The following is a 26,972-nucleotide window of genomic DNA, read 5'->3' as shown; positions in this document are numbered from 1 at the left end:
CGCAGGTTTGCATTCGGGGCGAATACGCCGTGGAAGCGGGTGAGATGCGCGCGAGGTGGCGGGACCAGTGCCGCCAGCTTGGCGATGAAGTCCACCGCATCCCATTCGACATGCGTGGTCCCATTTCGCCACGGCGTCTTGAGCTGATACCGCACCCTACCCTGCGGTGAGATCGACAGCCGCTGCTCGCTGATCGCCGGGCGCGTGATGTAGCGGCACAGCTTTTCGAGCTTGTGGCTTTCGTGTGCTTCCGCGGCCACGCCGGCATGCAGCGAGAAGCCACCGACCTTGCCGGCATCGCCCTCCAGCGAGCCTGCGTCACCGGGCAATGTTTGCAGCGTGACGACCTTGCGGCCAGCGTCGCGACCGGTGGCGATGCGGTAGGTCATCGAACTCATCCGCAGCCCATCCATGCCGTCGTCGCTACCCGCGCTGTCGGACAGGAACACGGATTCGTCTTCGCCTTCGAGCCAGCCGCGGCGCGACAGGTGCCGGCACACGCGATGCGCGATGATGTTGGCGAGCTGCGTCAGTTGCGCAGAGGTGGGGGCAGTCGACGCGATCAAGCTCGACCGCGCCTTCGTCGCCGGCCTGCCCGAGGACCGCCACGACCTCGCCATCGTGCACGCCGTCGCCGCGCTCGCGCGCACGCTCGGCATCGAGGTGGTCGCCGAGGGCGTCGAGCACGAGCGCCAGTGCGCCTGCCTGCGCGAGTGCGGCATCGACGGCGCGCAGGGCTACCTGTTCGCGCCGGCGCTGGAGGCCGAGACGCTGCGCGCGCGGCTGGCCGCGGGTTGAGCCGGACGGGCGGGCACCGTCCGCAAGGCCCGCAAGGGACATCGACGAACAACGGCTCCTTGCGTCGCTTGCGGACGAACCGGCGACTTGCTACGGCGCCACTGCCTCGCGTTCGATGCCGTGCGCCTGCAGCCAGGCGACGACCTGCGCGCGTTCGGCGCGCGCCTGCGCGGTGAGGCGGTCGTCGGGGGTCTTGAACAGGTACGTCTGGAACGTCGCGCCCTGCCGGTTGCGCGCGCGCGGGTCGGCGCCGGCTTCGAGCAGGGCCAGCACCTGCGCGGCGTCGTTGAGCTTGGCCGCCTGGTGCAGCGGGGTGTTGCCCATGCGGTCGGCGCGGTTGGGGTCGGCGCCGGCTTCGAGCAGGCGCGCGAACTGCGCCCGGGTGCGCGCGCCGGTGGCCTCGGCGAGCGCGCTGGCGCCGGTTTCGGCGTGCGGCGCGTCGAGGTCGGCGCGGTGCGCGATCAGCGCGTCGAGATAGGCGGTGTCGTCGGCGAGCGCCGCACCGTGCACCGCGGTGCTGCCGCCCAGGCCCGGACGCGCCGGATGGGCGCCGGCCTCGAGCAGCGCCGTGAAGCCGCGCGGGCTTTGCGCGAGCATCGCGAACTGCAGCAGGGTCACGCCGCGCGCGCCGCGCGCGTTCGGATCCGCGCCCTGCCGCACCAGCGCGCGCACGCGCGCGGCGTCGCCCTCGGCGACCGCGGCCGCGAGTTCGGCCGCCTTCGGATCGGAAAAGGTCTCGCTCGCGTCCACGCGGTCTCCGGCTCGGCAGGCGGTCGCGCCGATCATCGCAAGCAGCAGGATCAGGACGGCGCGCATGCCGGAATTGTGCGCGGTGCGGGGGGATGTGCCAAGCGCGACAGCGGGCCCTCACCCCGACCCCTCTCCCGCAAGCGGGAGAGGGGCTGCGATGGAAACGGCAAGCGCAAGCCAGGGCCGCATCAGCGGTTCCAGGGCTGCTGCGTCTCCAGCGCCTCGATCACCGGCCCGATCATGTGCAGCTCGGTCGGCCGCGCCGCCTTGGCGGCGACGTATTCGGCGGTGCGGCGCCCCCGCATCCGCTGCGGGCCCAGCCATGGGCGTACAACACCGAGATCTACAAGCGCCGCAACGAAATCGAGCGCCTGTTCCGCCGTCTGAAAGGGTTCCGCCGCATCTTCAGCCGCTTCGACAAGCTCGACGTCATGTTCGCGGCCTTCATCCACTTCGCACTGATCGTCGAATCATTGCGATAGTGTTAACAGGCCCTAATGATCGTTTGACGGACAAGGCGGCGCATGTGCCGCCATCCCGGCGCAATGGAACAGCGAACCGACTTAAGCCGGAACCGCCGAAAATTCCGGCGCGATACCGAGTAAGCCGGAATCCCAGATTTTTCCGGCACCGGGTCAAATAACGCCAACGACCAACAGGAGCGCCCTATCTATTGCTTTCATTCGCTCATCGTCGAGGCGGCCAAACGGTTCACTGATTTTGGTGCGCGGTAGCGTCGAGAGCTTGTCCACCATAACTTGCGATAGTGCGCGCAGCCCGTTAGCTGGATTCGGTTCCACGGTGACGCGAAACGCGGCATTGCGCAGGTCGCTTGTCACTGGGCACAGCACAACGCTTTCCAAGTCGGTTAGTAGGTCTGATTGAACGATCAGGGCTGGTCGTGGTTTGCCGTAGTCACCCTGCAATGAAACCGTCACGAGGTCGCCTCGCTGCATCACTCCCAGCCCTCAACGTGCGATGCCGCCTCTTCGGTGAAGCGCAAAACCTCTGCTTCTGCTGGGTCGCCCTTCAGGCTTTGGCATTGCTTGCGCACTTGCGCCGTGAACTCAGGCGAACGGGTGTCCGGCACCCAAAACTGCACAGGCCGCAGCCCCGCCGCGCGCATCCGTTCGCGGTGTCGGGCTACCTTTGATTCGTGAATTGATGGCATGGTGCTCTCCATTGGTTGCATGTATGGTTACATGATACTGCGCATGAAACCATAGCGCAAGCCAAGCCGTTCCGCAACGTCGTGCAGGGAAGTTCTGCGCAATTTCCGCCCTTCTTGGAGTTTCGTGCATAGGACTGCTGACACGACCCGGTCAGAAGTCGGCTGCACACGGGGCGGCCAGCCTCATGAACTGGTGCAGTCGTCTTCTGAAAATGACAGGCGGGGCGTGTCGCAAAAATTAGGATATATGCGACATTTACAATAAAGTTCTTGGCCCTGAGCCACGATGGCGCCACAATGGCGCCCATGAAAGCCGACCGCAAAGATTCGCGTTCTAGTGCGCTGGAGCGCATCAATCTGCGCCTCTCTCCTGAGGTGCTGGAAGCCATTGATGCCGAATGCTCGCGCAGGGCCGGCAGCGTATCGCGCAATACTTGGATTACCGAAGCCGTGACGGAACGCTTGGCGCGTCTCGCTTCGTCATCGCGCCCGCAAGGCGCAGGGGGAGCCAATGGCTAATTTCTATGAATTTTTCGCCGGCGGCGGCATGGCCCGCGCCGGCCTTGGCCCCGACTGGCAATGCCTGCTCGCCAATGACTTCGACCCGAAGAAGGCGGCCAGCTATGCCGCGAATTGGGGTGCCGATCATCTGCGCGTCGGCGACGTGGCCGCGCTGACCACGGCCGACCTACCGGCCGGCGCTGACCTGGCTTGGGCCTCGTTCCCTTGCCAAGACCTTTCCCTGGCCGGCGCCGGTGCCGGCCTCAAGGGCGACCGCTCCGGCACCTTCTGGCCGTTCTGGAAGCTCATCAAAGCCCTGGGCGACGAAGATCGAGCGCCGCGCCTGGTCGTGCTGGAAAACGTGTGCGGCGCCCTTAGCTCGCATGATGGCAAGGACTTTGCCGCGATCAGCTCGGCCTTGTCGAACAACGGCTATCGGTTCGGCGCCGTGGTCATCAACGCCGTTCATTTCCTGCCGCAGTCCCGCCCGCGTCTGTTCATCATCGGCGTGCGCAAATCATCGCCGATTCCCCGCGCCCTGATCGCCAGCGGCCCGGAAGGGGAATGGCATCCTTCCGCGCTGGTCGAGGCTTACAGCAAGCTCTCCAAACGTGCGCAAAGCTCCTGGGAGTGGTGGCGCCTGCCGGCGCCGCCGGCCCGCACGTCGATCTTTGCCGACCTGGTGGAAGATGAGCCGCACGGCGTCACCTGGCACACGGCCGCCGAAACCAAGAAGCTGCTCGGCATGATGAACCCGCTCAACCTGGCGAAAGTCGAGGCCGCCAAGAAAGCCGGCGGCCGCCAGGTCGGCACGATCTACAAGCGCACCCGCGCCGATGGCCCGAACGGCGAGAAGGTGCAACGCGCTGAAATCCGTTTCGATGACGTGGCCGGTTGCCTGCGCACGCCTACCGGCGGTTCAAGCCGGCAAACCATCATGGTGATCGAGGGCAAGCGCGTTCGCTCGCGCCTACTGTCGCCGCGTGAAGCGGCCCGCCTCATGGGCCTGCCGGACACCTACGCGCTGCCCAAGAATTACAACGATGCTTATCACCTGGCCGGCGATGGCGTGGCCGTGCCGGTCGTGCGCTTCCTGGCCGAACACATCCTAGAACCGCTGTTAGCGGCGGCCCTGGCGGTCGAGAAGAAGGCAGCGTAATGACGGATTTGGTAACGGCCCTGCGGGACTTCAACAAAGATCGGAAATTCAACCGCAAAGGCCCGCTGTGCGTTGCGCTGGTCGTCACGCAGCACGCCCGGAAGGGCCTGCCGCTCAACCCGGACGAGCTGCTGACCGAAGCAGGCGGCCAGGTTCTCGGCCTGGGCCGTGGCGCGGTGCAAGCGGTTCTGAACCGCCACGGCATCACCCGCGTTTTAGCCGCTGAAGGCGGGCGCACCAGTCGCGGCAGCATCAGCAACATGCGCGAATATGTGGCCTTCCTCAACGGCCTGGCCGGCGGCGGCGCGGTCGATCTCGATGCCGTGGAAGCGTTCTGGATTGAGCGCGTGCATGAGTTCTTTTCGGCCAAGCCCTTCAAGATTCGCCTGGACGCCTCGCGCAGCCTGCGAACGCTGGTGCGCGACATGATCGCCCAAGCCGAAGAACGGCAGCGCAACACGCCAGGGATGCAGTATGCCGGCGCGGTGCTGCAACACCTGGTAGGGGCCAAGCTCGATTGCGCCCTGGGCGTCGGTAACTTCGAGCACAACAGCTTTTCAACGTCTGACGCCCAATCGGGCCGCAATGGGGATTTCTTCATTGGCGATGTGGCTATCCACGTGACCACGGCGCCCGGCGAGGCGGTCATTGGCCGTTGCCGCGACAACATAGACAACGGCCACCGGCCGATCATCGTCACGACAGCGCGAGGGCTGACGGTTGCCGAAGGGCTGGCCGAGAATGCCGGCCTGGGCGAACGCATCGACGTTTTCGAGGTTGAACAGTTCGTAGCCCTGAACCTCTACGAGCTGGGCAAGTTCGCGGCCGAAGGCCGGCGCGTCGCGGTCGGCGACGTGGTGACGCGCTATAACGAGATCGTGGAAGAAGTCGAAACCGACCCGAGCCTGAAAATCGAATTTCGCCAATGAGCGAGACGCCGGAACAGCGCAGCCACACCATGCGGGCTGTGCGTTCCCGCGACACGGGGCCGGAAATGATCGTGCGGCGCTTCCTCCACGCCGCAGGCCTGCGCTACCGGCTCCATGATCGACGCCTTCCCGGCGTTCCTGACCTGGTGTTTCCAAGCCGGCGCGTTGCGCTGTTCATGCATGGGTGTTTCTGGCATCAGCATCCCGGCTGCGAGGCAGCCGCCCGGCCGAAATCTCGCCCGGACTACTGGAACCGGAAGCTGGATGGGAACGTGGCGCGTGACGCCCGCCACCTGGCCGAGCTGGCCGCCGCCGGCTGGACGGCCCTGGTAGTCTGGGAATGCGAAACGCGAGACCCGCAACGCCTAGCCGCGCTGGCGGCTCGCATTCGAGAGAAGGGAAGGACATGAGCAACGAAACCGCCACCATCAGCGCCACCGTTCCTGCGGCCGTGAAATCCGAAGCCGCCGCCGTTGCGGCCGCGCACGGCATGAGCCTAGCCGTCCTGGTGCGCGAGCTGGTGGCCCGCGTGGCCGCCCGTGACGCCGAAACGCTGGCCTGGCTCGATGAGGCTCGCCGATGACCGACCCGAAAAACCTGGAAAGCTGGCTGCATGAGAAGGCCGGCCCGGCCTATGACGCATTGAAGGCCGACCCGGCCCGCGCCATCACGCCTGACCAGGTGCGCCGCACGCTCGATGAGCTGCTGGCCGAAGCCGAAGCATCCGGCCAGTATCCATTGCCGCCGGGGCAACGCGAATGGGTGGATGCGCCGGCGGTCGGCCGTGAAGTGCTGACGCCCTATGACCCGGCCGAGTGCCTGACCAGTGCCGAGGCCTTGGCCGCGTTCCTGGCCGACGCCGAAGCTACGGCCGACCCGGCCTATATCGAGCACGCCCGCGAAGTCGCGGCGCGGGCCCGGGCCATGCACGGTCTGGAAGAGTAGGGGAGAGCGGGCCTGCATCGCCAGTTCCGACGATGCAGGCCCGGACGCGAAAAGGGCGGCTACTTGGCCGCCCTTGCTGTTCCTGGTTGTCTCTACAAGCCCGCCACGGCCAAGGCGCGACCGATGGGAACGGCCTGGGTGAATGGCCCGGCGCTGTGGCTCACAAGGCCCACGGCCTCGCCCCGGCCATTGACGACAACGCCGCCGGAGTTGCCGCCCGCTATGGGCGCGTCGATCTGCAACATGCCCGCCGCGCCAATCAGACCGCCGACCTGGCCGTAACGGCTGACAATGCCCGCGCTCATGGAGAAGTCCAAGCCCTTCGGGGAGCCGATCGCGGCAACGGCCTGGCCTTGACGGGGCAGGGCAGGGGCCACGCGCACCGGCTGGCCCGGCTCGCCGTCGATCAGCAGCGCGGCCACGTCGCGCACCTGGTCGATGCGCGCCACGCGGGCGCTGCGCCATTCCCCGCTTGCCAGCTTCACCCGCACGCCCTCGATGTCGGCCAGGACGTGCGCGGCCGTCAGGGCCGTGCGACCGTCGCCGACAAGGAAGCCCGCGCCCAGCGTCACCCATTCGCGTTCCTGGTCGGCCTTCGCCCATTCGTGCCGCCAAGCGCGATAGCGGGTCAGCAGTCCGGTTGCCAGGTTGGTTTGAACGCCAGGGACAAGCCATGCCCGGTTACGGCTGCCGTCGCCCTTGGCGCGCTCGATGACGGCCACCATGACAACGGACGGCATCACCTGGCCGGCCACGGCCGACCAATCGACGGCGGCAGGGTAGGGGCGGGCGTCCAGCGCCACGCCTTCGCCGGCGGCGCTGCGGGCGCTGTCGGTCTTGGCGTGCGCCTGATGCTTGCTCCACTCGTCGTCATCAAGACGCTTCTGCGCGGCCGCGATGGCGTTCACGTTCGCCTGCGTGGTGGCAAGGGCATAGCCGCCCGAGGCCAGGCCGGCACCGGCCAGGACGTAGGCCGCCAGGGCAGCGCGCCGCCAGGATTCAACGCTGCCCATACTCCGCGCCCTCCTGGTCGTGGTTGAGGCCGCGCATTTGCAGGCGCTGGCCGGTGTCGTCGCCGATCTGCAAAACCTTGATGTGCTGCTCATAGGCCGCCTGGAACATCCAGCCGGCCCCGGCCAGGCCGATGACGGCGGCCGCGAAGGTCACGCGGTATTTCGTTAGCTCGCGGCGGGCGCCGCCGGTAACATTGGTTTCAGCCATGATTTCATCCCTCTGTCGGATGGGGTTGTGGTTAGGCGCCTGGGCCGGTTGCCGCCGCCCTGGCGCCGCCTTTCAGCGGCTAAAGCTGCGGGACTGCTCCCGGTCGCGCGCCGCCTTCTCCTTGAACCGTTCGGCGATCTCGCGGGCGCGGGCCTGCTTCACCTGGTCGCCGTTCTCGTTGTCCCGGTTCAATTCCTTTGCCAGCGTCTTTGCCTGCTGGCCGTTGATCTCGTTCAGCTCGACTTTCTGGCCGGCGTCCAGCTCGAAGCCCTGGCCCTGCTGGCCTTGCTTCTGCTCGGCCTCGATGGCCTGGGACTGCTGAGCGGCCGCCTGGCCGTGGCGTTCCAGCCGCTCAAGGTCTTTCGCCTCGCGGCGCTCCTGGGCCTGCTCGATCTGCTTGGCGTAGCCCCGGGCCAGCTCTTCGTTCGTCGGTTCTGTGCTCATTGGTGCGTGCTCCTGGTTGGTTGAAAACGGCGCGTCATCGGCTCAAACCGCCGTTGCCGCGTTCCTGCTCGCGCTGCCGCTGCCGGCTGCGCTCGATCTCCTTCGGGTCGCGTGCATACCTGTCGGCAAGCTCGCGCTGCATCTTGTTCAGCTCGACGGCCTGGCGCTCCTTCGGCATGGCGTTGAATCGCTCGATGCGCTCGCGCAGCTCGGGCGGCAGCTCGCGCCAGGCGCTCGGGTTGCGGTCGGTGTAGCCTGCAAAGCCCGCCTGCCGCTTCACGGCCAGCGCCTTGAACTGGTCGGCCTCTCGCTTCGCGTACATCTCGGCCCGCTTGCGGTCTTGCTCGCTGACCTGGACGGCCGCCGGGCGCTCCGGCTCGGCCTTGGCCTGGGACGGCTGCGCTAGGCCCGCAAAGGCCCGCTGCTGGCCTTCCTGCATGATCGCGGCCGAGTAGTGCCGGGGGTCTTTCCCGGCCGCCTGGAACTCCTGGGCGACGGCAAGCTGTGCCTTCGCCACGTCCAGCGCCAGGCCGCCGCCGGCCGCCTCGGCGCGCTCGACGCCGGCGCGGAACCCGGCCAGCGGGTCGGGGGCCGTGCGCTCGGCCTGCGGCCGCTGCGGCGCTGCCGGCTGCTCGATCTGCTGCGGCCGCTGCACGGCCGGACGGCCGGCAATGTCGGTCGCGGGCATGAGGTCGGGGCGGCCGTGGCGCTCCAAGCTGCGGCGCATGGCGCGCTGCATCTTCCCGGCCAGCTCGGCCACCTTGGCCCGGCCGCGTTCGAGCCAGCGGCGCATGACGTTTTCGCCGTCGAAGCCGCGCCGGTCGGCAAAGTCCAGCGTGCTTTCCTTCGGCCGCTCGCGGCCCAGCACCTGGGCCAGCTTGCCGGCGGCCAGCTCGGCCGCGCCGCGAACGTGCCAGGTGTTGCGCTCGGCCGTGGTGCCGTCCGGCAGGCGCACGGTTTCCGAACCGCCATGCTCCAGGCCGATGCGGTCGCCGCGCTGCGCGCCGCTGGCGGCAATGGCGCGCTCAAGATCGACGCCCCAAATGGTGTGCCGTTCGCCCTTGTCGTTCTCCAGCGTGGCGAAGTAGGACAGGCCGTTTTTCGAGTCGTGCTCGTAGGGCGCTGCGCCGTGATCGACCAGCCGCCCGGCCCGCCGGTCGGTGAAGTCGTCGGCCCCGGCAAACAGGGTCGCGGCCTCGCGGTGCCGGGTCATGCCGACATAGGCCAGACTCCTATCCATGCCGGGGGTCGCCAGCAGGTAGGCGCGATCAACCGTTACGCCCTGGGCCTTGTGAATCGTGACGGCGTAACCATGATCGACGGCCGCATATTGGGACGCCTGCACCTGGCGCGCTTCGCCGCTGTCCAGCCGCACGGCCAGGCTGCCATCCTCGGCCCGCTCGACAGTGCCAAGGGTGCCGTTCTTCACGCCTAGATCGCGGTCGTTTTTCAGGAACACGATGCGGTCGCCGGCAGCGAACTCGCGGCCGCCGCGCTCGGTCATGAACCGGGCGGAACCGGCCAGCTCTCCGCGCTCCTTCCTGGCATCGCGCACGGCCTGGTTAAGCGCCTGAACGTCCGCATTGGAATGGGCAAGGATGATCTGGCTTCCCTTGCCCTGGTCGGCCACGTAGGACGCCGCCAAAGCATCGCGCGCCGCCTCCCGGCTGCCGTGGATTTGGACGTGACCGCGTTCGGCGTAGGCCGCCAGGCCATCGGCCACGGAACCGCGCGCAAGCTGCTGGCCGGCCTCGCGCATCCAGGCGTGTTTCTGCCGGCGCACCTCGGTAATTTCCGCCGCTCCGACGTGCTGCACGACGGCACGAAACGCCGCGCCGGCCTCGATGGCGGCAAGCTGCTTGTCATCGCCCAGCAGGACGACTTTTGCCCCGGCCTGCTCGGCGGCTTTCAGCACGCGGCCAAGCTGGCGGCTGCCGATCATGCCCGCCTCGTCGATCACGAGAACATCGCGCGAAGTGAGCTTGTCCTTTCCGTTTTTCCATGCAAATTCAAGGCTGGCGAGCGTGCGGCTTTCGATGCCGCTGCCCGCCTGCAATTCGTCGGCCGCCTTTCCTGCCAGGGCCGCGCCGCGCACGTTGAAGCCCTGCGCTTGCCATGCCTCGCGTGCAACCTTCATCGAGAACGATTTGCCCGTGCCGGCGTCGCCGATGACCACGGCCAGGCTGCCCGGCTTGAGAACGTGCCGGACGGCGTTTTGCTGCTCGGCCGACAGGGTGCCCGCGCCATCAATCGCGGCGTTCGTGATCGGGCCGGAAACGCCATGCCGCCCGGCGCGGGCCAGGCGTTCGGCGCACTCCACCATGCCGCGCTCGGTGTCGATCATTTCGCGGGTGGAGAACTTCGCCGGATCGCGGCCGTTCGCCGGTTCCATCTCGACCAGCAGCGGCGAGTTTTCCAGCTTGGCAAGCAAGCCCTGGAACTGCCCGGCGTCGTCAATGTAGCGGTTCAGCTCGGCGGCAATGTCGCGGCGCGTGAATACGGCCTGCGTCGCCGTGATCTTGTCTAGGATGATCTCCGGCCGCTCGGCAATCTGCCGCGCCTGCTCCTGCCGGTCGGCTTTGTGAATGCCGATGCGGTCGGCGTCCAGCCCGCGCCGCTCCATCGCCACGGCGTCGCTGCCGATGTGCTTGGTTGGTGTCAGCTCAACGCCTTGATCCGCATAGCTGCGGTGGTCGATACGGGCGCTGATTCCGGCCCGCTCCAATGCCTCGTTTGTCAGCTCCGCCCACTCGCGGCGGATGTCGGTAATGTCGCCCTGGCTGGTGCCAGGAATGCCCGCCTTCTGCCTGTCCTTGTTCGCCAGCTCGATGACGGCCTTAGCGCCTAGCGCTCCATCCGCGCCAATGGTGCGCGTGGTCGCCAGCATGTGAACGTGGAAATTGCGGTCGTCGCCTTCCCTGTCCGGGGCGTGGATGCACACATCCACGGCCACGCCGTAGCGGTCGGCGATAGCCTGCCCCATGCGCGTTGCAAGCTCGCGCCGGTCGGCTTCGTTCAGCTCGTGCGGCAGGGCCGCCCGCCACTCGCGGGCCACTCGCGCATCCTTGCGCTTCTCGGCGGCCTCGGCGGCATTCCACAAGGCGGCGCGCTCGGGAACCGGAACGCCTGCGGGCGTGACGATCTCGGCCGACAGGACGCCGCCCTTCCGGGTGAAGTCGAACGCTTCCCCGGTGCGCTCATCTACCAGAGACGACGCGGAACGATAGGCGGCGGCGGCCACGGCGCTATGCCCGGCCGCCCGTCCTATCGTGTGCGTGTTCAGGTGGTAGATCGCCATTTCTTCCCTTGGCGTTTTAGCCGCTAAAAAGGGGTGCCGGGGTATCCCCGGCCGCATGAGGGTTGCGCAGCAACCCGTAAGTGCGCATTTCGCTTCGCTGCATGACTATACCAGCGCCGTGCCTTCCCTACCAGCGTCGCAAGGTGCTAACATCACGCGGGCATAACCCACAATCACGAAAGGAGCTGTAACGATGGCACGAAAGACCTTATCCGAACGCAAGGCCGACAAGCTGGCCGAGCTGAACCGCATCAAGGCAGAACTGGCCGAACTCGAAAGCAAGGCCGCTGAACGCATCGGCAAGATTGCCATTGCCGCCGGTCTCGGCGATCTCGACATTGACGACGCAGCCATGCGGAAGGAGTTTGAGGCTATCGCCTCGAAATTTCGCAAGGGCGAAGCCAAGCAAGCTGCCCCGGCTCCGGCAGCGCCTGGCGCGAACTGAACGCGATTTAGGACGCCTTCGGATGAACGCCAGGAGAGAAGATGCACGCCGCAAGATTCAGCTTGGCGGCTTGGTCATCAAGTCCGGCATGGCGGACTATCCTGCATCCGTGATCTTGGGCGCTTTGACCCTCGCGGCCGGCGCGCTCAAAGGGCCGAACGCTGACGCCACCAAAGCGCGCTTTGAGGCGGCGGGCGACGCGGCTTTTTCCGATGATGGAGAGGACGGCGGCAACCGTTCCTAGCCGTCAATTTCTACCTGACAGAGAGGTGAAGCATGATGGATTTTGAAGCTCTAGCAGCGCGATTGTGGGCCGCCGTTGTGGCGGTGTTTTTCGGGGCGTTCGTCCTGTCTCTGGCGAACACGGCGCACGCCCGCGTTTTCCCTGAATGCAACCCGGCTGCCGAAGCCGGAAAGCTCTACGGCGCGGCTGATGCTGACGCCTGGGTGAAGCGCATTTGTGACGCGCAGGAATCGACCTACCGGACGTGGGAAGCGAACCTGCAAAAGCTCGACATTGGGCAGCAGGATTTGGCGATGGCGACGAACGCCGGAGACTGGAAAGCCTACCGCGCCAAGTGGGCCGAATTGCTGCCCGTTTTGAAGGAAATGGAAGCGGCCGCGCTGGCGAGCCGGAACGCCGTTGGCGCGGCGAACATCCTTAGCCTGTATCGCGCCGACCTCGGCCTTTTCTTGCAGAACGCGGGCCTGGGAACGGCGGCGAACCTGGACGAGTTCAGCGCCCGGATTTCCGGCGGTCTGGACGGCCAACGCCCGGCGGCGGCGGCTACCGCCGGCGTCAATGTGGTGCAGCAGTCCGTGACGCGGGGCGTTGAGTTCGTGAAGGGGCTGGCGGCTGCGGAAGGCGACAAGGTTCTAGCGGAGTATCGCGGCCAGGTTGAGCAGAAGGCCGCGACGCGCCGGGAGCAGCTTTCCGGAAGCACGGCAAGCGGCTATTTCGGCGGCTTCGCCCGGCGCATCATTGAGGTTTGGGGCATCTTCTTCTTCGTCCTTTTCGTGCTGATGCTCGGCGCGGTCGTGGTGGCCGTGAAGCGCAAACAAAACCCGATCACGCTGGCGGGCGCGGCCGCCCTCGCCTACCTGCTGCCGGCGTCGGCAATGGTGCTGGCGTTCGTGCTGGTTCCGTTCCTGCCGTCCTGGGCCATGATCGCGGCAACCCTGGTCGGCACCTATGCCATGTATGCGCAGGGCGGCCGCATCTGCGGCGCGCTGGCGTCCAAGCTCGGCGAAGGCTCCACCCTGGGCCATCGGCTGCGCGTCCTGGGGGCCTGGTTGGACAACCTGCGGGCCGGATTGCAGGGCGAACCGGGCGGCGCTGCCAGCATCGGCGCGGCCGCCGTTCAAGCCGCTTCCGCGCCCGGCGCGCAGCCGGTCACGCATGGGTCGGCCAGGTGGGGCACGGTCGCGGAAATCCGCCAGGCCGGGCACCTGGTCGCGCCCGGAAAACCTGCCGGTTTCGCCCTGGGCCGGGTGGCCGATGCGTCCGCCGGCCTCGATCAGCGTTTCCGCTTTACCGGCCACGTCGTGACGGTCGCCCCGACCGGCTCCGGCAAGGGCATTGGCGCGGTGATCCCGAACCTCCTGGACTATCCCGGCTCGGCCCTGGTGCTTGACGTGAAGGGCGAAAACGCGGCCGTGACGGCTCGCGCCCGCCGGGCGCTCGGCCAGGCCGTGCATGTGGTCGATCCGTTCGCGGTCAATGGCGACGGCGGCGCGGCCTTCAACGTGCTTGACCGGATCGACGTGTGGAACCCGGATTGCGTGAGTGAATCGGCCATCCTGGCCGATGCCTTGGTGATCTCCGAAAGCAAGGGCGACGGCGTGCATTTCGATGAGTCCGCCAAGAACTTCCTGCAAGGCTTGATGCTGCACGTTGCCGGACTGGATGACGTGGAGCGCCGGAACCTGGGCGAGCTGCGCCGGCTGCTGACGGCCGGGGAAGCGGAGTTTTTCGACCTCTTGGGCATGATGGCCGCTGACGAAACGGCCGCCTTCGGCATCCCGGCCAGGGCGGCAAATACGCTCATGGGGATGGCCGACAAGGAACGCGGCTCGGTGCTTTCGACGGCCCGCCGGAATACGGCATTCCTGGATGACCCGCGCATCGCGGCGGCGCTGTCGCGCTCCGGCTTCGACCTGTCGGAAATCAAGGCCACGGCCATGACGGTTTACCTGGTCATGCCGGCCAACCGCATCGGCCCGAATGCCCGATTCCTGCGCCTGTTCATCAGCTCGGTGATTGCCGCCATCACGTCCAGCAACGTGCAGCCCGCGCACCGGGTCGCGTTCCTGCTCGATGAGTTCGGCCAGCTCGGCTACATGAAGCAGATCGAGGACGCCGTTTCGCTGCTGCGCGGCTACGGCCTGGCCTTCTGGGTGTTCATTCAAGACTTGTCGCAGCTCAAGGGTGCCTATCCGAAGTGGCAAACCTTCCTGGCGAACAGCGCCAAGTCGTTCTATGGAACGGACGACTACGACACGGCCAAATACATCAGCGACAGCCTGGGCAAAGCCACCATCGAGTTCGAGACAGAGAACAGCGGCAAGAACAGCGGCACCGGCATTTCCGGCGGCGGCGGCTCGATGAACAGCGGCAAGAGCAAGGGCACAAGCCAGCAGTTCGCCGGGCGTGAGCTGCTGACGCCTGACGAGGTGATGCGCCTCGGCCCGGAAAAGCCGATTGTGCTGGTCAAGGGCGAATATCCGTACCTGCTCGACCGGCTGAACTATCTGGCTGATCCCGAGTATGCCGGGCGGTTCGACGCGAACCCCTACCATAGCTGACGGGCGCGGCCATGTGGGTTTTCGTCGTCATCGGTTATCTGCTGCTGGTCGGCCTGGCCGCCTGGTTCGGCGGCGGCGCGGTGATGACGGTCGCCGCCGGCGGCTTCGTCCTGGCTGTGGCGCTCTGGTTGCTCGATGGCCTGCTGGCCGATCTGCTGCGCGGGCCGCTGCGGTGGCTCGCCAAGCCCTTCCGGGCGCTGGCCTCGGCCCTGGGCGTGCTGATCGTGCTGCCGTTCATTCCCGGCATCTTCCTGGGGTCGTTCCTGCTCGAACTGTTCCGCCGGCGGCCGCGCCAGGCGGAACCCGGCCGCCCTGCCCCGGCCACGCCGATGCAGGCCGCCGGCCGGCGCACGGCGGACGTGATCGACCTGGCCGCCGCCAGGCAGCGGCGCGGCGGCCAGTAGTCTTTCAGCGGCTAAAGCCGCCCCCCAAGTGTCAATATCAGCCCGAAGCGATGCACTGTTTTTAACATTAAAAACAGTGCATTTACTATTTTTTAGCCCTGTATTCCCACGGCGGCACCGGCTGGGGATCGCGCCATAGGCCACGCCGGGCCGCCCTCGCCTCGTCCTGGATCGCGTAGAGGCTCCGGTCGGTCGCGTAGCGGTCGAAAACCCATGCCATGCCGCGCCGTACCTGCTCGGCGTTGGCGTCGATGCCCGCGCAGCTCACGCGGCCGATGGTGCGGCCGTAGCGGTCGCGCCCGCCGTCCTCGATGACGGCATCCCGGCCGTAGCAAAGATCGGAAAGCGATTGCTTCGACCGCTGGCCGAAGGGTTGCCGCTTCTCGGGCGCGTCGATCTCGGCCAGCCGGATGCGGCGCTGCTGGCGGCCGGCGTCCAGAATGGTGAGCGTGTCGCCATCGGCGACGGCCACCACCCGGCCGCGCAGCTCGCCGGCCTGGGCGGCCGTCGCCGCCAGGATGACCGCGAACGCGGCCAGCCCTGCCCGCATCACTTGCGCCCCTTGGCCGGCTTGTCCTGGTCGGCCGCCGGCTGGATGCGGGCCAGCAGCGCGGCGTTCTGTTCCTGGTGCGCCGTGAGCTGCCCGGCCAGGCGGGCGGCTTCCTCGCGGGCGGCGCTGGCATCCTGCCGCGCCTGGTCGCGTTCGCCCTGGGCGGCGGTGAGGCGTTCGGCCATGCGGTGCGCCTCGGCCGCTGCGGTCTTGCGCTGCTCCTGGTGCGCTTCCTGGTCGGCCTCGGCCTTGGCCTGCGCCTTCACCAGCTCGCCGCGCACCTGGTCGAGTTGAGCGGCGGCGGCCTGGCTGGCCTTCTGCTGCTCGGCCAGAGCCCCGCGCGCCTGGTCGGCGTCCTGGTGCGCCCTGTCCAGTTCCGTGCGCAGCTCGCCGGCGCGGCGCTCGATCTCCTGGGCGCGGGCCTCGGCGGTGTGCGCCTGTTCCTGGGCAGCGGTCAGGCTGGCCCGCAGCTCGTCGGCTTCGCCGCGTGCGGCCGCTTCGGCGGCCTCGATGGACGCCAGGCGGGATTGCAGAGCTTCCACGTCGCTCGCCAGCTTGTCGGCCAGCTCGGTTGCCTCGTTGCGGTCGGCTTCCAGCTCGGCGCGGGCCTTTTCCAGCGCCTCGCGCTCCACGGCCAGGCGGGCGTTTGCCAGGTCGAGCGCCACGGCCCACACGTCCGCGCCCAGTTCGGCCAGACGGTCGGCGACAGCCTGGGGCGCAGGCTCGCGCAGCGGCGCGGCGGCCGTGGCCTGCCGGGCCTTCCATTCGTTCAGCGCCGGGGAAATGGTGGTGTAGCTGCCGCCGGTGCGCTGGCGGATGGCCTCAAGGGTGGGCTTCTGGCCGCCGGCGGCCAGCTCGTCAGCGGCGGAAAAAATCTGCTCTTTGGTCACGGCCATGATGCGCTCCTGTAAAAATGTAGCGTTGTAGTATGTTGTATAATACTACTACATATTACAAAACACAAGACCATACAGAAATTTTACAAACCCTACAGGAACGCTACGCGGGCGGCCACGGCCAGCGCCCGGCCGGGAGCGCGTCGGCGGCGAAAAACGGGCGCAGGAAGCCCGTAGAGGCGTTTTCAGGGGTCGGCCGACCCTTTCCCCCGTCTGCGCCCGGCTTCGTGCGTCCTGGGCGCTCCTGGACAGCCTGGGCGCGGTGCCCTGCCCTGGGCCTGCATCGTCATTCCTGGCGATGCGAGCTCGAGCGCCGGCGGCCGTCATCGCCGGAAGTGGCGAAGCTGGCCAGCTCGTCGGCCTGGTCGGCGTTGCCGCCCTTCTCTCTTGGCGTCCAACCTGCGGCCGTCACGCCAGCGCTGGCGTTTGAGGTTGGGCACGGCCTCGGCAAACCGCTTTTCCTTGCTAAACCTGGCTTTTCTTGGCTTTCGAGCTGCTGCGGCGCTCGATGAGGGCGAGGGGGTGGAGCTGGTACTGGCGCGGCTGCGGCCGCGCCTTTGGTAAGCAGCCTGGCCGCAGGCCAGCACGATTGCCGGGAGAGGGAGCCGCGAAGCGGGGGAACCCCGCAGGGGTGCCCCGCCGAAGGCGCAGGCCGACGCCGTAGGCGGCGGGGCGAAGGGAGCGAAGCGACCGGAGGGCAGGTGCGCCCGTAGGGCGCTTGGGCGGTTCGATCTGGCCGCGACTTATGCACAGGCCAGGCGGGTTTTAAGAGTTTTTATATGTTTTAAAGAGTTTTAGCCGGGAAAATCGGCAGTTTTCCATTACTAATCAATGACTTGCGAATGTGGCCGGTGTGTAATAGACGGGTTCGGGTGGGTGATAGACGGAAGCCGGTGTGTAATAGACGGGTTCGGGTGGGTAATCGACGGACTATCCACAAGCCAGGGGCTGTTCCTGCCTGAACAGGCGTTAGGACATTTTGCCCTAGCGCCGATCTCCGTCTATTACACACCGGACGGCGGCGGCAGCGCCTCGTCGGCGCGGTCGCGGTAGATCATCACCAGCAGCGGGCCGCCCTGCCCTGCTTCCTCTCGCAGCTCGTATTCGGGCAGGTCGTTGGCCTCGATGATGTTGCGCAGGATGCGGCGAAACTCCTTGAACGTGCCCGCGCTGCCGCTGCGCTCGTAGATCGTCTGGAAAGCCCATTTCGCTTCACCCTTGCCAGCCGCTCGGCGAGCTAGGCGATAGACGAACCGACCGATGCCTGGGTCAATCAGGAAGTAGTCGGGATGCACGGTCAGCACGTCCGGCCGCTTGCCTTCTGTGACTTCACGGTAAAGCCACTTCGGGGCCTCGATCTCGACGGACGCAATCTTGCCGTTCTCTGTATAGGACAGCACCTTGTAACTGCTTACCAAGCCTTCGGCCTCGACCTCGCGCATGGGCCGCCGGCCGTTGGCGGATGGCCGCTCGCGCACGTTCTTGATGGTCGTGCCCTTGAGCCGGTCTAGCGCCCCTTCCACTTCATCCGCCTGACGGCCGCCGTCGCCACGGCGGCAAAACTTGAGAATGTCACTCACATGGGGCCGGTAGGTGCGGCCTGGCTTCTCGCCCCTGCCCTCGCGGTAGCGGTTCATGGCTTCGGTCAGGTGCGAAACCATCATCAGCACCAGGTCGTAATCCCAAACGGACGCCATGCCGTCCGGGCCTGCCTTCACCTCCACGTAACCATCGGACAGTTCGTAGCGGATGACCCCGCCGGCGCGCTTGTCCTTTTTGGACAGGCGGAACACAGCCACGTCCATGATGCTGCGGGAATCCTTGGTGCCCACGTCGTAGAGCGACGGCACGAAAAAATCGGGCTGCTCGTCGCCGGTCGGCGGCTTGCGGATAGACGGCGAAGGGGGGGGCGATTTAACGGGGCTGCTGGCGTTGCGCTCGCGGTCGGCGCGGGCGTCCTCGTCGCGCAGCCTAGCGGCTACCTGCTCCTTGGACTCGCCCGGCCGTGCGGCGGCCTCGATGCGCTTCTGTTGCTTCGCATCGATCCCGGCTTTCAGCTTCTCCAAGGAAGCGCCCAGGGAACCGCCCAATAGGTCGCCGATCTGCTGCGGCCCTTTCCCGCGTTGGTTGTTCATGCCGTCTCCTAAGCCTTCGGCCGCCGCCACGGTGCCGACCCTATGGGCTTCACGCGGCCGGATTCGAGCGGCACCAGCCAAATGCCATTGAGCTGCCACGGCGCCGGCAAACCGAGCTGCGCGTTTTCGCGGGCCGCTTGGGCCAGGTTCTGCGCTATCCGCCCGGCCTTCTTCGCCCTGGTTTTAGCCGCTAAAGCGGCGCAAATGCTCATGGATTGCCCTTGGATATTACTTTCATTCTCTTTGAACTCCTTTTAGCTCTGGAAAATATCGCCTTCCAAGGCGCGGAAAATCGCCATGTTGATGACGGCGGCGCGGGCCTGGCCGGTGCGCTTGGCGACTTCATCGACCTTGCGCAGAAGCTCGGGCGCAATGGTCAAGGTGATCTGCCGTTTGTGGCCCTTGGGGATGCCCTTCTCATAGGCGGCCGCCGGCGCGGCCTTGCTGGCGTCGGGTGCGCCCTGGATGAAAGCATCCTGGGCGGCGGTTGCCGGGGCGGTCTTGGGTTTGCGCTGTATTGACATGCTAAAAACTCCCGTTAGGCGATTTGTTGGATATTAAAAAGCGATGAAACGAGACTATCAATCTCGGCTATCGCCTTCGGGTCGCGGGGGGCCAGCTCGGACACGGCCAGGCCAGCGCCGCCGGCATTGCTGAACGCCTTGCGTCGCCGGATGGGGGCTGCCAGGTACTCGAACTGCGGAACCTCGGCCACGGCCGCAGCCGCGTCGGCGTTGTCGGCCGAGTGCTCGCCGGGGTCGGCCTGGTTCATCACGGCGAAGGCGCGCAGGCCGTCGCGGACGCTCCGGGCTTCATCCACCAGCGCGGCCATGTCATCGAGCGCCCACACGTCATAGGAACGCGGCGCGAACGGCACCAGCAGCACATCGGACAAGATCAGCGCCGCCCGTAGCGCGGTCGAGTCGCGGCCGCCGGCGTCGATGATGATGTCTTGCCACTTGTTCCGCTGCTGCTGCACCTGGCCGCGCAGGGCCGGGCCGTCCGCGTATTGCGCGCAGGCAATCCCCGGCTGACGCCCGCCCTCGGCCCGTGCGGCGATGGCCGCCGCTGCCGTGCCCTGGCGGTCGCCGTCGATCAGCCACACGTCGCGCCCTGCCAAGGCGCGGGCGATGGCGAGCTGAACGGCCAGCGTCGTCTTGCCGACGCCGCCCTTTGTGTTTCCTACTGTAATAATCATGTTCGCACCGTTATTGAACGTTGAAAAACACTGTCTTGGATATTAACGCTTGGCATCGGCGCGCCCCTCCTCGATGGCCTGGCGGCAGGCCGACGCGGAGGGGAAGAACTGGCCGCACCATTCCTCGAATGGCCCGCGCTCGTCTTCGCCCTGGCGGATGGCCGTCCAGCCACGCCCAAGCCCCATAGGGTCGGGAACAGCCTCCCATGTTGCGCCATCGTCAAGAACCATATTGGCACCTCCAAAGGATATTAAATTACAGTGCCAGATTGTGCCGGCTTGGCGCGGTTTCGTCAATAGGGTTGGCGCGCTTTTTGAATGTTCTTTTAATATTAAAAGCGGTGTCTATGAACGGTCTTTAGCGGCTAAAATCCTGCGCCTCCCATAGCGTCCGATAGGCCGCCTCGTCGGCGGTCGGCTCGCGGTCGATCTGTTCCAGCAGCCAGGCCACGCCGGCGGCCATCGCTTCGTCGTGGTCGAGATACCGGCCATCGAGCGCGGCATACATACCGCCTTGCCTGGTGGTCACTTCCCAAGCCTGGCCGTCATGGGTGCGGCACACGGCATAGGCGAAGTAATCCCCCTTGGCGTCCATCTCGTCGTGGGCTGCTTGCAGCTCGGGCCGAAGCGGGGGCAAGGGATAGTGTCCGTTTCTCATGCCTTCATGCCCTCCTGGTCGCCGGCGGCCAGCGCGTCGGCCTCGGTCAATGCGTCCTCAACAAACGCGCCGCGCCGGCGGGCCTCGGCCTGGCTGGTTTCCTGGCCGCGCAGCGCCCGGTAAAGGGTTGCCCGATGCACGCCCAGCAGCTCGGCCGTTTCAGCCGCCGTGCGGCCAGCGCCCAGCAGCTCGCGGGCATGATCGACCTGGCCGGGGGTGAGGGTAGGGCGGCGGCCGAACTGCACGCCTCGCGCTTTGGCCGCCTCGCGGCCGTTCCTGGTGCGGTCGATGATTAGGGAACGCTCGAACTCGGCGATGCCGGCAAACACGGTCAGCACCATGCGCCCGGCTGGGGTCGTGGTGTCGGCCCACGGCTCGGCCAGGCTGCGCAGGCCTGCGCCTTTCGCCTGCAACTGCTCGGCAATGTCTAGCAGGTCGCGGGTGCTACGGGCCAGCCTGTCCAGCCTCGTGACCGTCACCACGTCGCCGGCGCGTAGGTGGTCGAGCATCCGGCCCAGCTCCGGCCGTTTGGCATGGGTGCCGGTGATCTTCTCGGCAAAGATGCGCGTGCAGCCGGCGGCGTGCAGCTCGGCGCGTTGGTTCGTCAAATCCTGGTCGTCGGTCGATACCCTGGCGTAACCGATCATCGGCTTGTCTTTCATGGTGCGCCCTTCGTTGCAAATATCGTCGCAAATAATAGACCATTTGCGACTGACTTTTGCAACACGATGACGCCAGAGAAAAGGGCAGGGCGGTGTCATTTTCAGAAGGCGACTGCACGGAATGTCAGGAGTCGGCTGCACGGCCTGTCGGGGCTATTTTTTGCGGGAGCGTTCCATGTGCAGAACAGCGTCAAGCAATGCCATTGAATCGCAGGTGTCGGATGCGTAGACCGTGCGCGTCCTTGGGTCATACGACACCATGACGAACGGGTCTGAGGTACGTTCCGTGCTCCGGGGCGCTTGACGCTTGGAGCGGTAGGTTCTGCATACCTCCCTCTTTTCGGCAAGCTGCTGGCCGATCTTCTTCCAGTCAAAGAGATAGTCGGGATACAACCGGCGCATGTCTCGCTTGTCCTGCGGCTCAAGCGTGTAATTGCGAATCCGCATGATGTTGTAATTGCTCCTGCCGACTTTGACCGTGAGATAGCAAAAGCCCTTTCTGGTCGTGACGAAGGCACTGCTTTGCTTGCGGCTCATGGTTGCTCGCTCCCGCCTTGCAGCGCGGCGTATAGGGCCGTCTTGCTCACCTTGAGCCGTGTAGCAGCCTCCCGGACGTTCAGCCCGTTGGCAATATGCTCCTGCGCCCGCTGCAACTTGTCGGCAGTGACAACCGGCTTGCGCCCGCCCTTGCGCCCGCGAGCGGCGGCAGCGGTCAGCCCGGCCTTGGTGCGCTCACGGATCAAGTCGCGCTCGAACTGGCCCAGCGCGCCGAACACGTGGAAGATGAGCCGCCCGCCCGGTGTGGTGGTGTCAATGCTTTCTGTCAGCGACCGGAAGCCGACGCCACGCGCTTCCAGCGCGCCGATTGTCTCGATGAGGTGTGGCATCGAGCGCCCGAGCCGATCCAGCCGCCAGACGGCCAGCACGTCGCCGTCGCGCAGATAGGCCAGCGCGGCGGCCAAGCCGGGCCTGTCGGCCTTGGCCCCGGAAGCCGTGTCCTCAAAGACGCGCTCGCAGCCCGCCTTGCGCAGTGCATCCGTCTGCAAGGCGGTGTCCTGTTCAGCCGTCGATACCCGCGCATAGCCGATGAGTGCCATTACCGCCCCTTTTGTCCGTTTTTCCGTCCGCCTATCATAATGTCCGACAACCCGTTATTCAAGCGCATTGCCGGACAGTGACCGGCTTGGCCGACTAGGGCCTGTTAACACTATCGCAATGATTCGACGATCAGTGCGAAGTGGATGAAGGCCGCGAACATGACGTCGAGCTTGTCGAAGCGGCTGAAGATGCGGCGGAACCCTTTCAGACGGCGGAACAGGCGCTCGATTTCGTTGCGGCGCTTGTAGATCTCGGTGTTGTACGCCCATGGCTGGGCCCGCAGCGGATGCGGGGGCACGACCGGATCCAGGCCCAGATCCAGCGCGAGCTGCCGGGTTTCATTGCCCTCGTAGGCGCGATCCATGACCAGATGGCAGCGCGCGCTCAGGGGTGGCAGGGCATGCAGCAGGGCGCGACCGGCTGGGGCATCGCCCGCCTGGCCCGGCGAAAGCGAGAAGGCTAACGCGCAGCGGGAATCCGCGGCAGCCATATGAATTTTGGTGGTCCAGCCTGCGCGGGAGCGGCCGATGGCCTGCGGGCCGTTTTTTTTCGTGCGCCGGTGCCGTCCGGGTGGACCTTGACGATCGTACTGTCCAGGCTGACCGCCTCCAGCCGCACCCGGAGCAGCTGTTCGGCCTGCATGCGCTCGAAGACCCGATCCAGGACCCCGGCCTTGGCCCACCGGTTCATCCGCGTGTAGATCGTGTGCCAGTTGCCGAACCGCTTGGGCAGGGCCCGCCACTTGCAGCCATTTTCGGCCACGAACAGGATCGCGTTGAGCACTTGAAGGTTGTCCAGCGACACATTGCCCCGCTGCCGCGGCAGGCAATCCTCGATACGCGCGAATTGCGCAGGCGTAAGTTCCATGCGCAGTATGTTAGCACGTAGTGTTAACAGGCCCTAGCGCGTACAGCAGCGTGCGCTCGGGCAGGTGGCGCGCGTAACGCGCAGCGGCGTGGGCGGCCGGCAGTGGCGCGCACACCTCGGCCTGCCGCCGGGGTGCGGTCAGGCGCGGCACGCAGCGCTCCGTTGCAGGGACGGCTGCTCAGGGTTGCGCCCGCGAGCACGCGTTCATATCGGCGTTTTCTGATCTTCGCGTCAGACATTGCCGCGGGGCGGGTAGGAAGTCTCCCGCCTCGGACGCCAGAACGCACAAAGCCCGGCACGAGGCCGGGCTTTGTGGTCTTGCTTGATGGATCGCGGGGCTTAGAAATCCATGTCGCCCATGCCGCCCATGCCGGCGCCGGCGGCCTTCTCGTCCTTCTTCGGCAGCTCGCCGACCATCGCCTCGGTGGTGATCATCAGGCCGGCGATCGAGGCGGCGTTCTGCAGCGCGGTGCGGGTCACCTTGGTCGGGTCGAGGATGCCCATCTCGAGCATGTCGCCGAACTGGCCGGTGGCCGCGTTGTAGCCGAAGCTGCCGGTGCCTTCCTTCACCTTGTTGACGATGACGGACGGCTCCTCGCCGGCGTTGGTGACGATCTCGCGCAGCGGCGCTTCCATCGCGCGCAGCGCGATCTGGATGCCGTGATTCTGATCCTCGTTGGCGCCCTTGAGCTCGGCGATGGCCGCACGCGCGCGCAGCAGCGCCACGCCGCCGCCCGGCACGATGCCTTCCTCGACCGCCGCGCGGGTCGCGTGCAGCGCGTCCTCGACGCGCGCCTTCTTCTCCTTCATCTCGACCTCGGTCGCGGCGCCGACCTTGATCACCGCCACGCCGCCGGCGAGCTTCGCCACGCGCTCCTGCAGCTTCTCGCGGTCGTAATCGGAGGTGGTCTCCTCGATCTGCGCCTTGATCTGCTTGATCCGCGCCTGGATCGCGTTGCCGTCGCCGGCGCCGTCGATGATGGTGGTGTTCTCCTTGGAGACCACGACCTTCTTGGCGCGGCCGAGATCCTTCAGCGTGGCCTTCTCGAGCTGCAGGCCCAGCTCCTCGGAGATCACGGTACCGCCGGTGAGCACGGCCATGTCTTCCAGCATCGCCTTGCGGCGGTCACCGAAGCCCGGCGCCTTGACCGCGCACACCTTGACGATGCCGCGGATGGTGTTGACCACCAGCGTGGCCAGCGCCTCGCCCTCGACTTCCTCGGCGACGATCAGCAGCGGCTTGCCGGCCTTGGCGACGCCCTCGAGCACCGGCAGCAGGTCGCGCACGGAGCTGATCTTCTTGTCGAACTCTGGCTGGTGATTGAAGACTGGCAAGGCCAGGTCTATCACCACAGCTGGGCGCTGTAAGGCACTGACGGGGGTCTCGTCAGGCAGCGCCAGACCACTCAGCGCCAGACCACTCAGTACCCGTAGACTTAATGGCCGGCCTCGTCAGCGGGTGTGGTATCCACCCGCTGACCGATATCGCGTAACTTCGCCAGCTGATCGGCAAGGCCAGGTCCTTCGTCCAAACTGCTGACAAAATTCCACAGATAGGTCATCACCGCATACACGTGCCCGGCCGAGCGCTCTGGGTTTTGCAACAACATCATAATAGCCAATAAAAACAGCAAAGCGGCACTGATCCCAATCGCCAGGTATGCCAGCGCCTCCCGATCAGAAATCGCAATGCGCAGCAAACGCAGCGCCTGATAATGACGACCCAGCTGGCGCGGTGATGCCACTGTGATGCGCGCAACCTCCTGCTCCAGGCGATCGTTGAGCCGTTGATGCAACCGCTGATTGGTACGGGAAAACCCGGGCAATAACAACGCAAATATCAGCAGCACACCAAGACAGGCCATTCCCAGCCAAAACTCAATCAACGCCAGCATCAGCGCTGCACCGATAATTGAGATCAGACTGGTCGCCAGAACAGGAATATGCTGCTCGAAAAAATCTACAAACTCACGAGCTAACACCACCCGGGCCACAATAGTGGATGGCTGCGCTTGCAAGCGACGCTGCTGGGTAATCACCGGTACGGCCACGCCTGCATAAATCCCCGTGTACACCCTGGTATCGACCGCCCGGCGTAAGGCCCCAAGCAACCAAAACAGCAGCACGATGCCGGCATAACTACAGGCCTGCCACCACTGGCCCTGCAAAATGGCATCGATAGCAAAACCGGCAAACAACGGGTAGATCACCAACAAGATGTTTTCGGCAGCCACCAGCGAAAAAGCAGCTGTGATCGACCACGGATGCTGCCGGGCAATGGCCCGCAGCGCGCGGGAGGCAGAAACAGGCCCGGCACTTGGTGGCGGCGTTGGACGACCGGATGCATGTGGGGTTGCGCTTGTCATAATCGACCTGTTGCAATAAACTCAAAATTGAGCGACCGCTCAATTATATTTGAGCAGTCGCTCAAAATCAATCAGTTGATGCATATCGAAGGAGAGCAAATGGCACGTCCGTCCGCAGCGCAACGCAAAGAGATGATTCTGCAGGCCACGCTGGAACTGTTTCGGCAAAAAGGCATAGCCAGCAGCTCTACCCGCGACGTAGCAGAACGCACCGGGTTGGCCCGCAGCCATATCTATCATTACTTTAAAGACTGGAAAACGCTGTGTTTAGAGGCGGTGGAGTCTTTCAGCCAACAGGATCTCAGCGAATGGCAAGCTCGTTTGACGCCGCTGCCACCGCACGAGGCACTGGCGGACTATATCCGCGATTATTTGCCGGACCGCCAAGACGCCGCCTGGTGTATCTATCTGGATGCATGGCGCGAAGCGCAGCATGACGAGGTGTTCGCCGCACGTTATCAGCACATCATCACCGCCTGGCGCCAGTTACTGCAGCAGATCCTGCAACGAGGCATCGATAGCGGGGCTTTCAGGGCTGGCGATGCCAGCTTGCTGGCCCGGCAACTGACCGCATTGCTCAACGGCTACGCGGATGAGCTGATTTTGCAACCCGATGCCAGCCAGAAGGCTGCTGTTTATCAGGACATCATGCAGCTGGTGCAGCAGTTGATTTTGCCGATCGCCGGCAGCGCTGCAGGCCACTAAGCCAGCGCCGGCAGTTGCCGGCGCTTGGCACTACAGTCAGAAGCGGTACCGCAGATTGGCATTTACCGCGCGGCGTTGTCCGTAGAAACAATCGCCACGGGCCAGACAGGATGTGATCACGGTTTTGTCAGTCAGGTTTTGCACTTGCACACTGATGTCATAGCGGCCGAATTCATAACCGGCCATCAGATCAAACAGGGTATAAGCCGGCGTTTGCAGCGGGTTATTCAGCACCACGCCATTTTGCGCCAGATAGGCAGTGCCATCCGAGGTTTTACCAACATACTTCACCCCAGCGCCAACTTTGGGTATAGGAAGTTCAACCGCCCTTTTTTGCGAGTCTGGCGGGTAGGAAGCGGCCGCGCAAGCGCCGCTTTGGGCACAGATCGGACACAGATCGGGGGTTCATGCGTGGGTTTTCGACATCGCGGGGCCACGCAGCGGCTCAGTGCGTAGCCATTTCTCACCGAATCCCGGCACAGGGCCGAGCGCAGCCCTGCGGGGTCGTGGCCGCATCGGATCGGACTCTGGCTTGGCTGCCGGCTGTGTGGCCGGCGCCTCATCACGCGGCGGGCGGCGGGGCGCGCGCTGCGGGCCGGTAGTGCGCTTGCTCCAGCGCGCCGTGTTTCTCGAAGTGGGCGAGGATGGCGCGAATGGCCTTGGGGTCTTCGATGCTGGCGACGATCCGTACCGCGCCGCCGCAGTGGGCGCAGGTGGTGACGTCGATGGAAAAGACCCGCTTGAGCCGTTGCGCCCAGCTCATCGCACGGCGCTTCTGCTCGGGGCTGCGCGGTTCGTCGTGGGCGCTGACGTCCACCGGCACTGCATCGCTCGCAGGCCGCTTGCCGCGCCCCGAGGGCGTCAGCTGCGCGCGCAGGTTTGCATTCGGGGCGAATACGCCGTGGAAGCGGGTGAGATGCGCGCGAGGTGGCGGGACCAGTGCCGCCAGCTTGGCGATGAAGTCCAC

The 26,972-nt window shown here is 65.9% G+C and carries 33 protein-coding genes and 3 pseudogenes; 13 read left to right on the top strand and 23 right to left on the bottom strand.

Annotated features, from left to right (window positions below; all coding sequences use genetic code 11):
* Positions 1-551: pseudogene (locus tag GGR23_RS22280) on the bottom strand (transposase); the annotation flags it as partial.
* Between GGR23_RS22280 and GGR23_RS22275 the strand changes: the two are divergent.
* Positions 511-798 carry an EAL domain-containing protein gene (locus GGR23_RS22275; RefSeq protein WP_130104401.1) on the top strand — a complete coding sequence of 96 codons (288 nt, stop codon included), beginning with the start codon at positions 511-513 and terminating at the stop codon, positions 796-798. The pseudogene GGR23_RS22280 and the gene GGR23_RS22275 overlap by 41 nt on opposite strands.
* A 90-nt stretch (positions 799-888) precedes the next feature.
* On the opposite strand, the gene GGR23_RS22270 is transcribed toward GGR23_RS22275, so the two are convergent.
* Positions 889-1,614 carry an ankyrin repeat domain-containing protein gene (locus GGR23_RS22270; RefSeq protein ID WP_130104402.1) on the bottom strand — a complete coding sequence of 242 codons (726 nt, stop codon included), beginning with the start codon at positions 1,612-1,614 and terminating at the stop codon, positions 889-891.
* 230 nt (positions 1,615-1,844) lie between these two features.
* On the opposite strand from GGR23_RS22270, the pseudogene GGR23_RS22265 reads away from it, so the two are divergent.
* Positions 1,845-2,030: pseudogene (locus tag GGR23_RS22265) on the top strand (IS5-like element ISCARN85 family transposase); the annotation flags it as partial.
* 153 nt (positions 2,031-2,183) lie between these two features.
* On the opposite strand, the gene GGR23_RS22260 reads toward GGR23_RS22265, so the two are convergent.
* Positions 2,184-2,504, bottom strand: coding sequence for a type II toxin-antitoxin system PemK/MazF family toxin (locus GGR23_RS22260; RefSeq protein ID WP_021561444.1), 321 nt, complete (start codon positions 2,502-2,504; stop codon positions 2,184-2,186).
* Positions 2,504-2,719, bottom strand: coding sequence for an antitoxin MazE family protein (locus tag GGR23_RS22255; protein WP_021561443.1), 216 nt, complete (start codon positions 2,717-2,719; stop codon positions 2,504-2,506). Before GGR23_RS22255 ends, GGR23_RS22260 begins: the two co-directional genes overlap by 1 nt.
* A gap of 306 nt (positions 2,720-3,025) precedes the next feature.
* Here GGR23_RS22255 and GGR23_RS22250 point away from each other — a divergent pair, with 306 nt between their 5' ends.
* The 6 genes from GGR23_RS22250 to GGR23_RS22225 are packed head-to-tail and all read left to right on the top strand — an operon-like array spanning position 3,026 to position 6,253.
* Entirely contained in the window at positions 3,026-3,238 is a 213-nt protein-coding gene (locus GGR23_RS22250; protein WP_065628470.1) for a hypothetical protein, read from the top strand.
* Complete coding sequence (locus GGR23_RS22245; RefSeq protein ID WP_183368509.1) at positions 3,231-4,379, top strand: DNA cytosine methyltransferase; 1,149 nt, start codon at positions 3,231-3,233, stop codon at positions 4,377-4,379. The genes GGR23_RS22250 and GGR23_RS22245 overlap by 8 nt, the downstream gene beginning before the upstream one ends.
* Positions 4,379-5,308, top strand: a complete 930-nt coding sequence (locus tag GGR23_RS22240) for a DUF4928 family protein (protein WP_183368508.1) — start codon at positions 4,379-4,381, stop codon at positions 5,306-5,308. The genes GGR23_RS22245 and GGR23_RS22240 overlap by 1 nt, the downstream gene beginning before the upstream one ends.
* On the top strand, positions 5,305-5,718 hold the full coding sequence (locus GGR23_RS22235) for a very short patch repair endonuclease (RefSeq protein WP_183368507.1): 414 nt from the start codon (positions 5,305-5,307) through the stop codon (positions 5,716-5,718). The genes GGR23_RS22240 and GGR23_RS22235 overlap by 4 nt, the downstream gene beginning before the upstream one ends.
* Complete coding sequence (locus GGR23_RS22230; protein WP_165926966.1) at positions 5,715-5,891, top strand: hypothetical protein; 177 nt, start codon at positions 5,715-5,717, stop codon at positions 5,889-5,891. Before GGR23_RS22235 ends, GGR23_RS22230 begins: the two co-directional genes overlap by 4 nt.
* Positions 5,888-6,253 (top strand): helix-turn-helix domain-containing protein, encoded by a 366-nt coding sequence (locus GGR23_RS22225; protein WP_077189550.1) that lies wholly within the window; start codon positions 5,888-5,890, stop codon positions 6,251-6,253. The genes GGR23_RS22230 and GGR23_RS22225 overlap by 4 nt, the downstream gene beginning before the upstream one ends.
* A 92-nt stretch (positions 6,254-6,345) precedes the next feature.
* Here GGR23_RS22225 and GGR23_RS22220 read toward each other — a convergent pair whose 3' ends face one another.
* From GGR23_RS22220 to traA, 4 genes are all read right to left on the bottom strand, one after another.
* Positions 6,346-7,266: a S1C family serine protease gene (locus GGR23_RS22220; RefSeq protein ID WP_139352372.1), complete on the bottom strand. Its 921-nt coding sequence runs from the start codon at positions 7,264-7,266 to the stop codon at positions 6,346-6,348.
* Positions 7,253-7,474: a hypothetical protein gene (locus GGR23_RS22215; protein WP_139352371.1), complete on the bottom strand. Its 222-nt coding sequence runs from the start codon at positions 7,472-7,474 to the stop codon at positions 7,253-7,255. The genes GGR23_RS22220 and GGR23_RS22215 overlap by 14 nt, the downstream gene beginning before the upstream one ends.
* A 72-nt stretch (positions 7,475-7,546) precedes the next feature.
* Positions 7,547-7,918: a hypothetical protein gene (locus GGR23_RS22210; RefSeq protein WP_077189548.1), complete on the bottom strand. Its 372-nt coding sequence runs from the start codon at positions 7,916-7,918 to the stop codon at positions 7,547-7,549.
* A 34-nt stretch (positions 7,919-7,952) separates the two neighbouring features.
* Positions 7,953-11,216 (bottom strand): Ti-type conjugative transfer relaxase TraA, encoded by a 3,264-nt coding sequence (gene traA / locus GGR23_RS22205; RefSeq protein WP_183368506.1) that lies wholly within the window; start codon positions 11,214-11,216, stop codon positions 7,953-7,955.
* 193 nt (positions 11,217-11,409) lie between these two features.
* Here traA and GGR23_RS22200 point away from each other — a divergent pair, with 193 nt between their 5' ends.
* Genes GGR23_RS22200 through GGR23_RS22185 form a run of 4 tightly spaced genes read left to right on the top strand, consistent with a single transcriptional unit; the run spans position 11,410 to position 14,870 of the window.
* Entirely contained in the window at positions 11,410-11,661 is a 252-nt protein-coding gene (locus GGR23_RS22200; protein ID WP_129994635.1) for a TraC family protein, read from the top strand.
* 22 nt (positions 11,662-11,683) lie between these two features.
* Positions 11,684-11,905 (top strand): conjugal transfer protein TraD, encoded by a 222-nt coding sequence (locus GGR23_RS22195; protein ID WP_171887550.1) that lies wholly within the window; start codon positions 11,684-11,686, stop codon positions 11,903-11,905.
* Between the two features lie 32 nt (positions 11,906-11,937).
* Complete coding sequence (locus tag GGR23_RS22190; RefSeq protein ID WP_198421943.1) at positions 11,938-14,466, top strand: type IV secretory system conjugative DNA transfer family protein; 2,529 nt, start codon at positions 11,938-11,940, stop codon at positions 14,464-14,466.
* 11 nt (positions 14,467-14,477) lie between these two features.
* Positions 14,478-14,870 carry a hypothetical protein gene (locus tag GGR23_RS22185; protein WP_171887551.1) on the top strand — a complete coding sequence of 131 codons (393 nt, stop codon included), beginning with the start codon at positions 14,478-14,480 and terminating at the stop codon, positions 14,868-14,870.
* A gap of 85 nt (positions 14,871-14,955) precedes the next feature.
* Here the strand turns inward: GGR23_RS22185 and GGR23_RS22180 are convergent, their stop codons facing one another.
* The 13 genes and pseudogenes from GGR23_RS22180 to GGR23_RS22120 form a co-directional block, all read right to left on the bottom strand.
* A complete protein-coding gene (locus tag GGR23_RS22180) occupies positions 14,956-15,420 on the bottom strand; it encodes a thermonuclease family protein (RefSeq protein WP_171887552.1) in 465 nt (154 codons plus the stop codon).
* A complete protein-coding gene (locus tag GGR23_RS22175; RefSeq protein ID WP_171887553.1) occupies positions 15,420-16,316 on the bottom strand; it encodes a DNA-binding protein in 897 nt (298 codons plus the stop codon). The genes GGR23_RS22180 and GGR23_RS22175 overlap by 1 nt, the downstream gene beginning before the upstream one ends.
* A gap of 1,004 nt (positions 16,317-17,320) precedes the next feature.
* On the bottom strand, positions 17,321-18,451 hold the full coding sequence (locus tag GGR23_RS22170) for a replication initiator protein A (protein WP_061512173.1): 1,131 nt from the start codon (positions 18,449-18,451) through the stop codon (positions 17,321-17,323).
* Between the two features lie 254 nt (positions 18,452-18,705).
* Positions 18,706-18,975 (bottom strand): CopG family transcriptional regulator, encoded by a 270-nt coding sequence (locus GGR23_RS22165; protein ID WP_080445232.1) that lies wholly within the window; start codon positions 18,973-18,975, stop codon positions 18,706-18,708.
* A 14-nt stretch (positions 18,976-18,989) separates the two neighbouring features.
* Complete coding sequence (locus GGR23_RS22160; protein ID WP_061512176.1) at positions 18,990-19,649, bottom strand: nucleotide-binding protein; 660 nt, start codon at positions 19,647-19,649, stop codon at positions 18,990-18,992.
* Positions 19,650-19,691: 42 nt separating this feature from the next.
* Positions 19,692-19,880 carry a hypothetical protein gene (locus tag GGR23_RS22155; protein ID WP_171887554.1) on the bottom strand — a complete coding sequence of 63 codons (189 nt, stop codon included), beginning with the start codon at positions 19,878-19,880 and terminating at the stop codon, positions 19,692-19,694.
* Positions 19,881-20,007: 127 nt separating this feature from the next.
* A complete protein-coding gene (locus GGR23_RS22150; protein WP_183368505.1) occupies positions 20,008-20,307 on the bottom strand; it encodes a hypothetical protein in 300 nt (99 codons plus the stop codon).
* Entirely contained in the window at positions 20,304-20,969 is a 666-nt protein-coding gene (locus tag GGR23_RS22145) for a recombinase family protein (RefSeq protein WP_077189557.1), read from the bottom strand. Before GGR23_RS22145 ends, GGR23_RS22150 begins: the two co-directional genes overlap by 4 nt.
* A 153-nt stretch (positions 20,970-21,122) precedes the next feature.
* Positions 21,123-21,506 (bottom strand): hypothetical protein, encoded by a 384-nt coding sequence (locus GGR23_RS22140; protein WP_021561446.1) that lies wholly within the window; start codon positions 21,504-21,506, stop codon positions 21,123-21,125.
* The gene (locus tag GGR23_RS22135; RefSeq protein ID WP_021561445.1) at positions 21,503-22,066 is read right to left on the bottom strand and encodes a recombinase family protein; all 564 of its coding nucleotides are present in this window, start codon (positions 22,064-22,066) and stop codon (positions 21,503-21,505) included. The genes GGR23_RS22140 and GGR23_RS22135 overlap by 4 nt, the downstream gene beginning before the upstream one ends.
* A 110-nt stretch (positions 22,067-22,176) precedes the next feature.
* A protein-coding gene (locus tag GGR23_RS22130; RefSeq protein WP_130104370.1) for an IS5 family transposase occupies positions 22,177-22,934 on the bottom strand; the annotation gives its coding sequence in 2 pieces (ribosomal slippage) (positions 22,177-22,619 and positions 22,619-22,934; 759 coding nt in all).
* Positions 22,935-23,273: 339 nt separating this feature from the next.
* A pseudogene (gene groEL, locus GGR23_RS22125) lies at positions 23,274-24,239 on the bottom strand (chaperonin GroEL); the annotation flags it as partial.
* A gap of 131 nt (positions 24,240-24,370) precedes the next feature.
* Complete coding sequence (locus GGR23_RS22120) at positions 24,371-25,300, bottom strand: ABC transporter six-transmembrane domain-containing protein (RefSeq protein ID WP_130104369.1); 930 nt, start codon at positions 25,298-25,300, stop codon at positions 24,371-24,373.
* A 27-nt stretch (positions 25,301-25,327) separates the two neighbouring features.
* Between GGR23_RS22120 and GGR23_RS22115 the strand changes: the two genes are divergently transcribed.
* The gene (locus GGR23_RS22115; protein ID WP_210297060.1) at positions 25,328-26,005 is read left to right on the top strand and encodes a TetR/AcrR family transcriptional regulator; all 678 of its coding nucleotides are present in this window, start codon (positions 25,328-25,330) and stop codon (positions 26,003-26,005) included.
* Between the two features lie 36 nt (positions 26,006-26,041).
* On the opposite strand, the gene GGR23_RS23500 is transcribed toward GGR23_RS22115, so the two are convergent.
* Both GGR23_RS23500 and GGR23_RS22105 read right to left on the bottom strand, forming a co-directional pair.
* Positions 26,042-26,296, bottom strand: coding sequence for a TonB-dependent receptor (locus tag GGR23_RS23500; protein ID WP_200480452.1), 255 nt, complete (start codon positions 26,294-26,296; stop codon positions 26,042-26,044).
* A 271-nt stretch (positions 26,297-26,567) separates the two neighbouring features.
* On the bottom strand, positions 26,568-26,972 hold a 405-nt coding region (locus GGR23_RS22105), incomplete at its 5' end, for a transposase (protein ID WP_183368504.1).

This window comes from Gellertiella hungarica, from assembly GCF_014197145.1.
GTDB lineage: Bacteria > Pseudomonadota > Alphaproteobacteria > Rhizobiales > Rhizobiaceae > Gellertiella > Gellertiella hungarica.
Note: the sequence above shows the minus strand (reverse complement) of the source record. Positions and strands in the feature narration are given on the sequence as shown.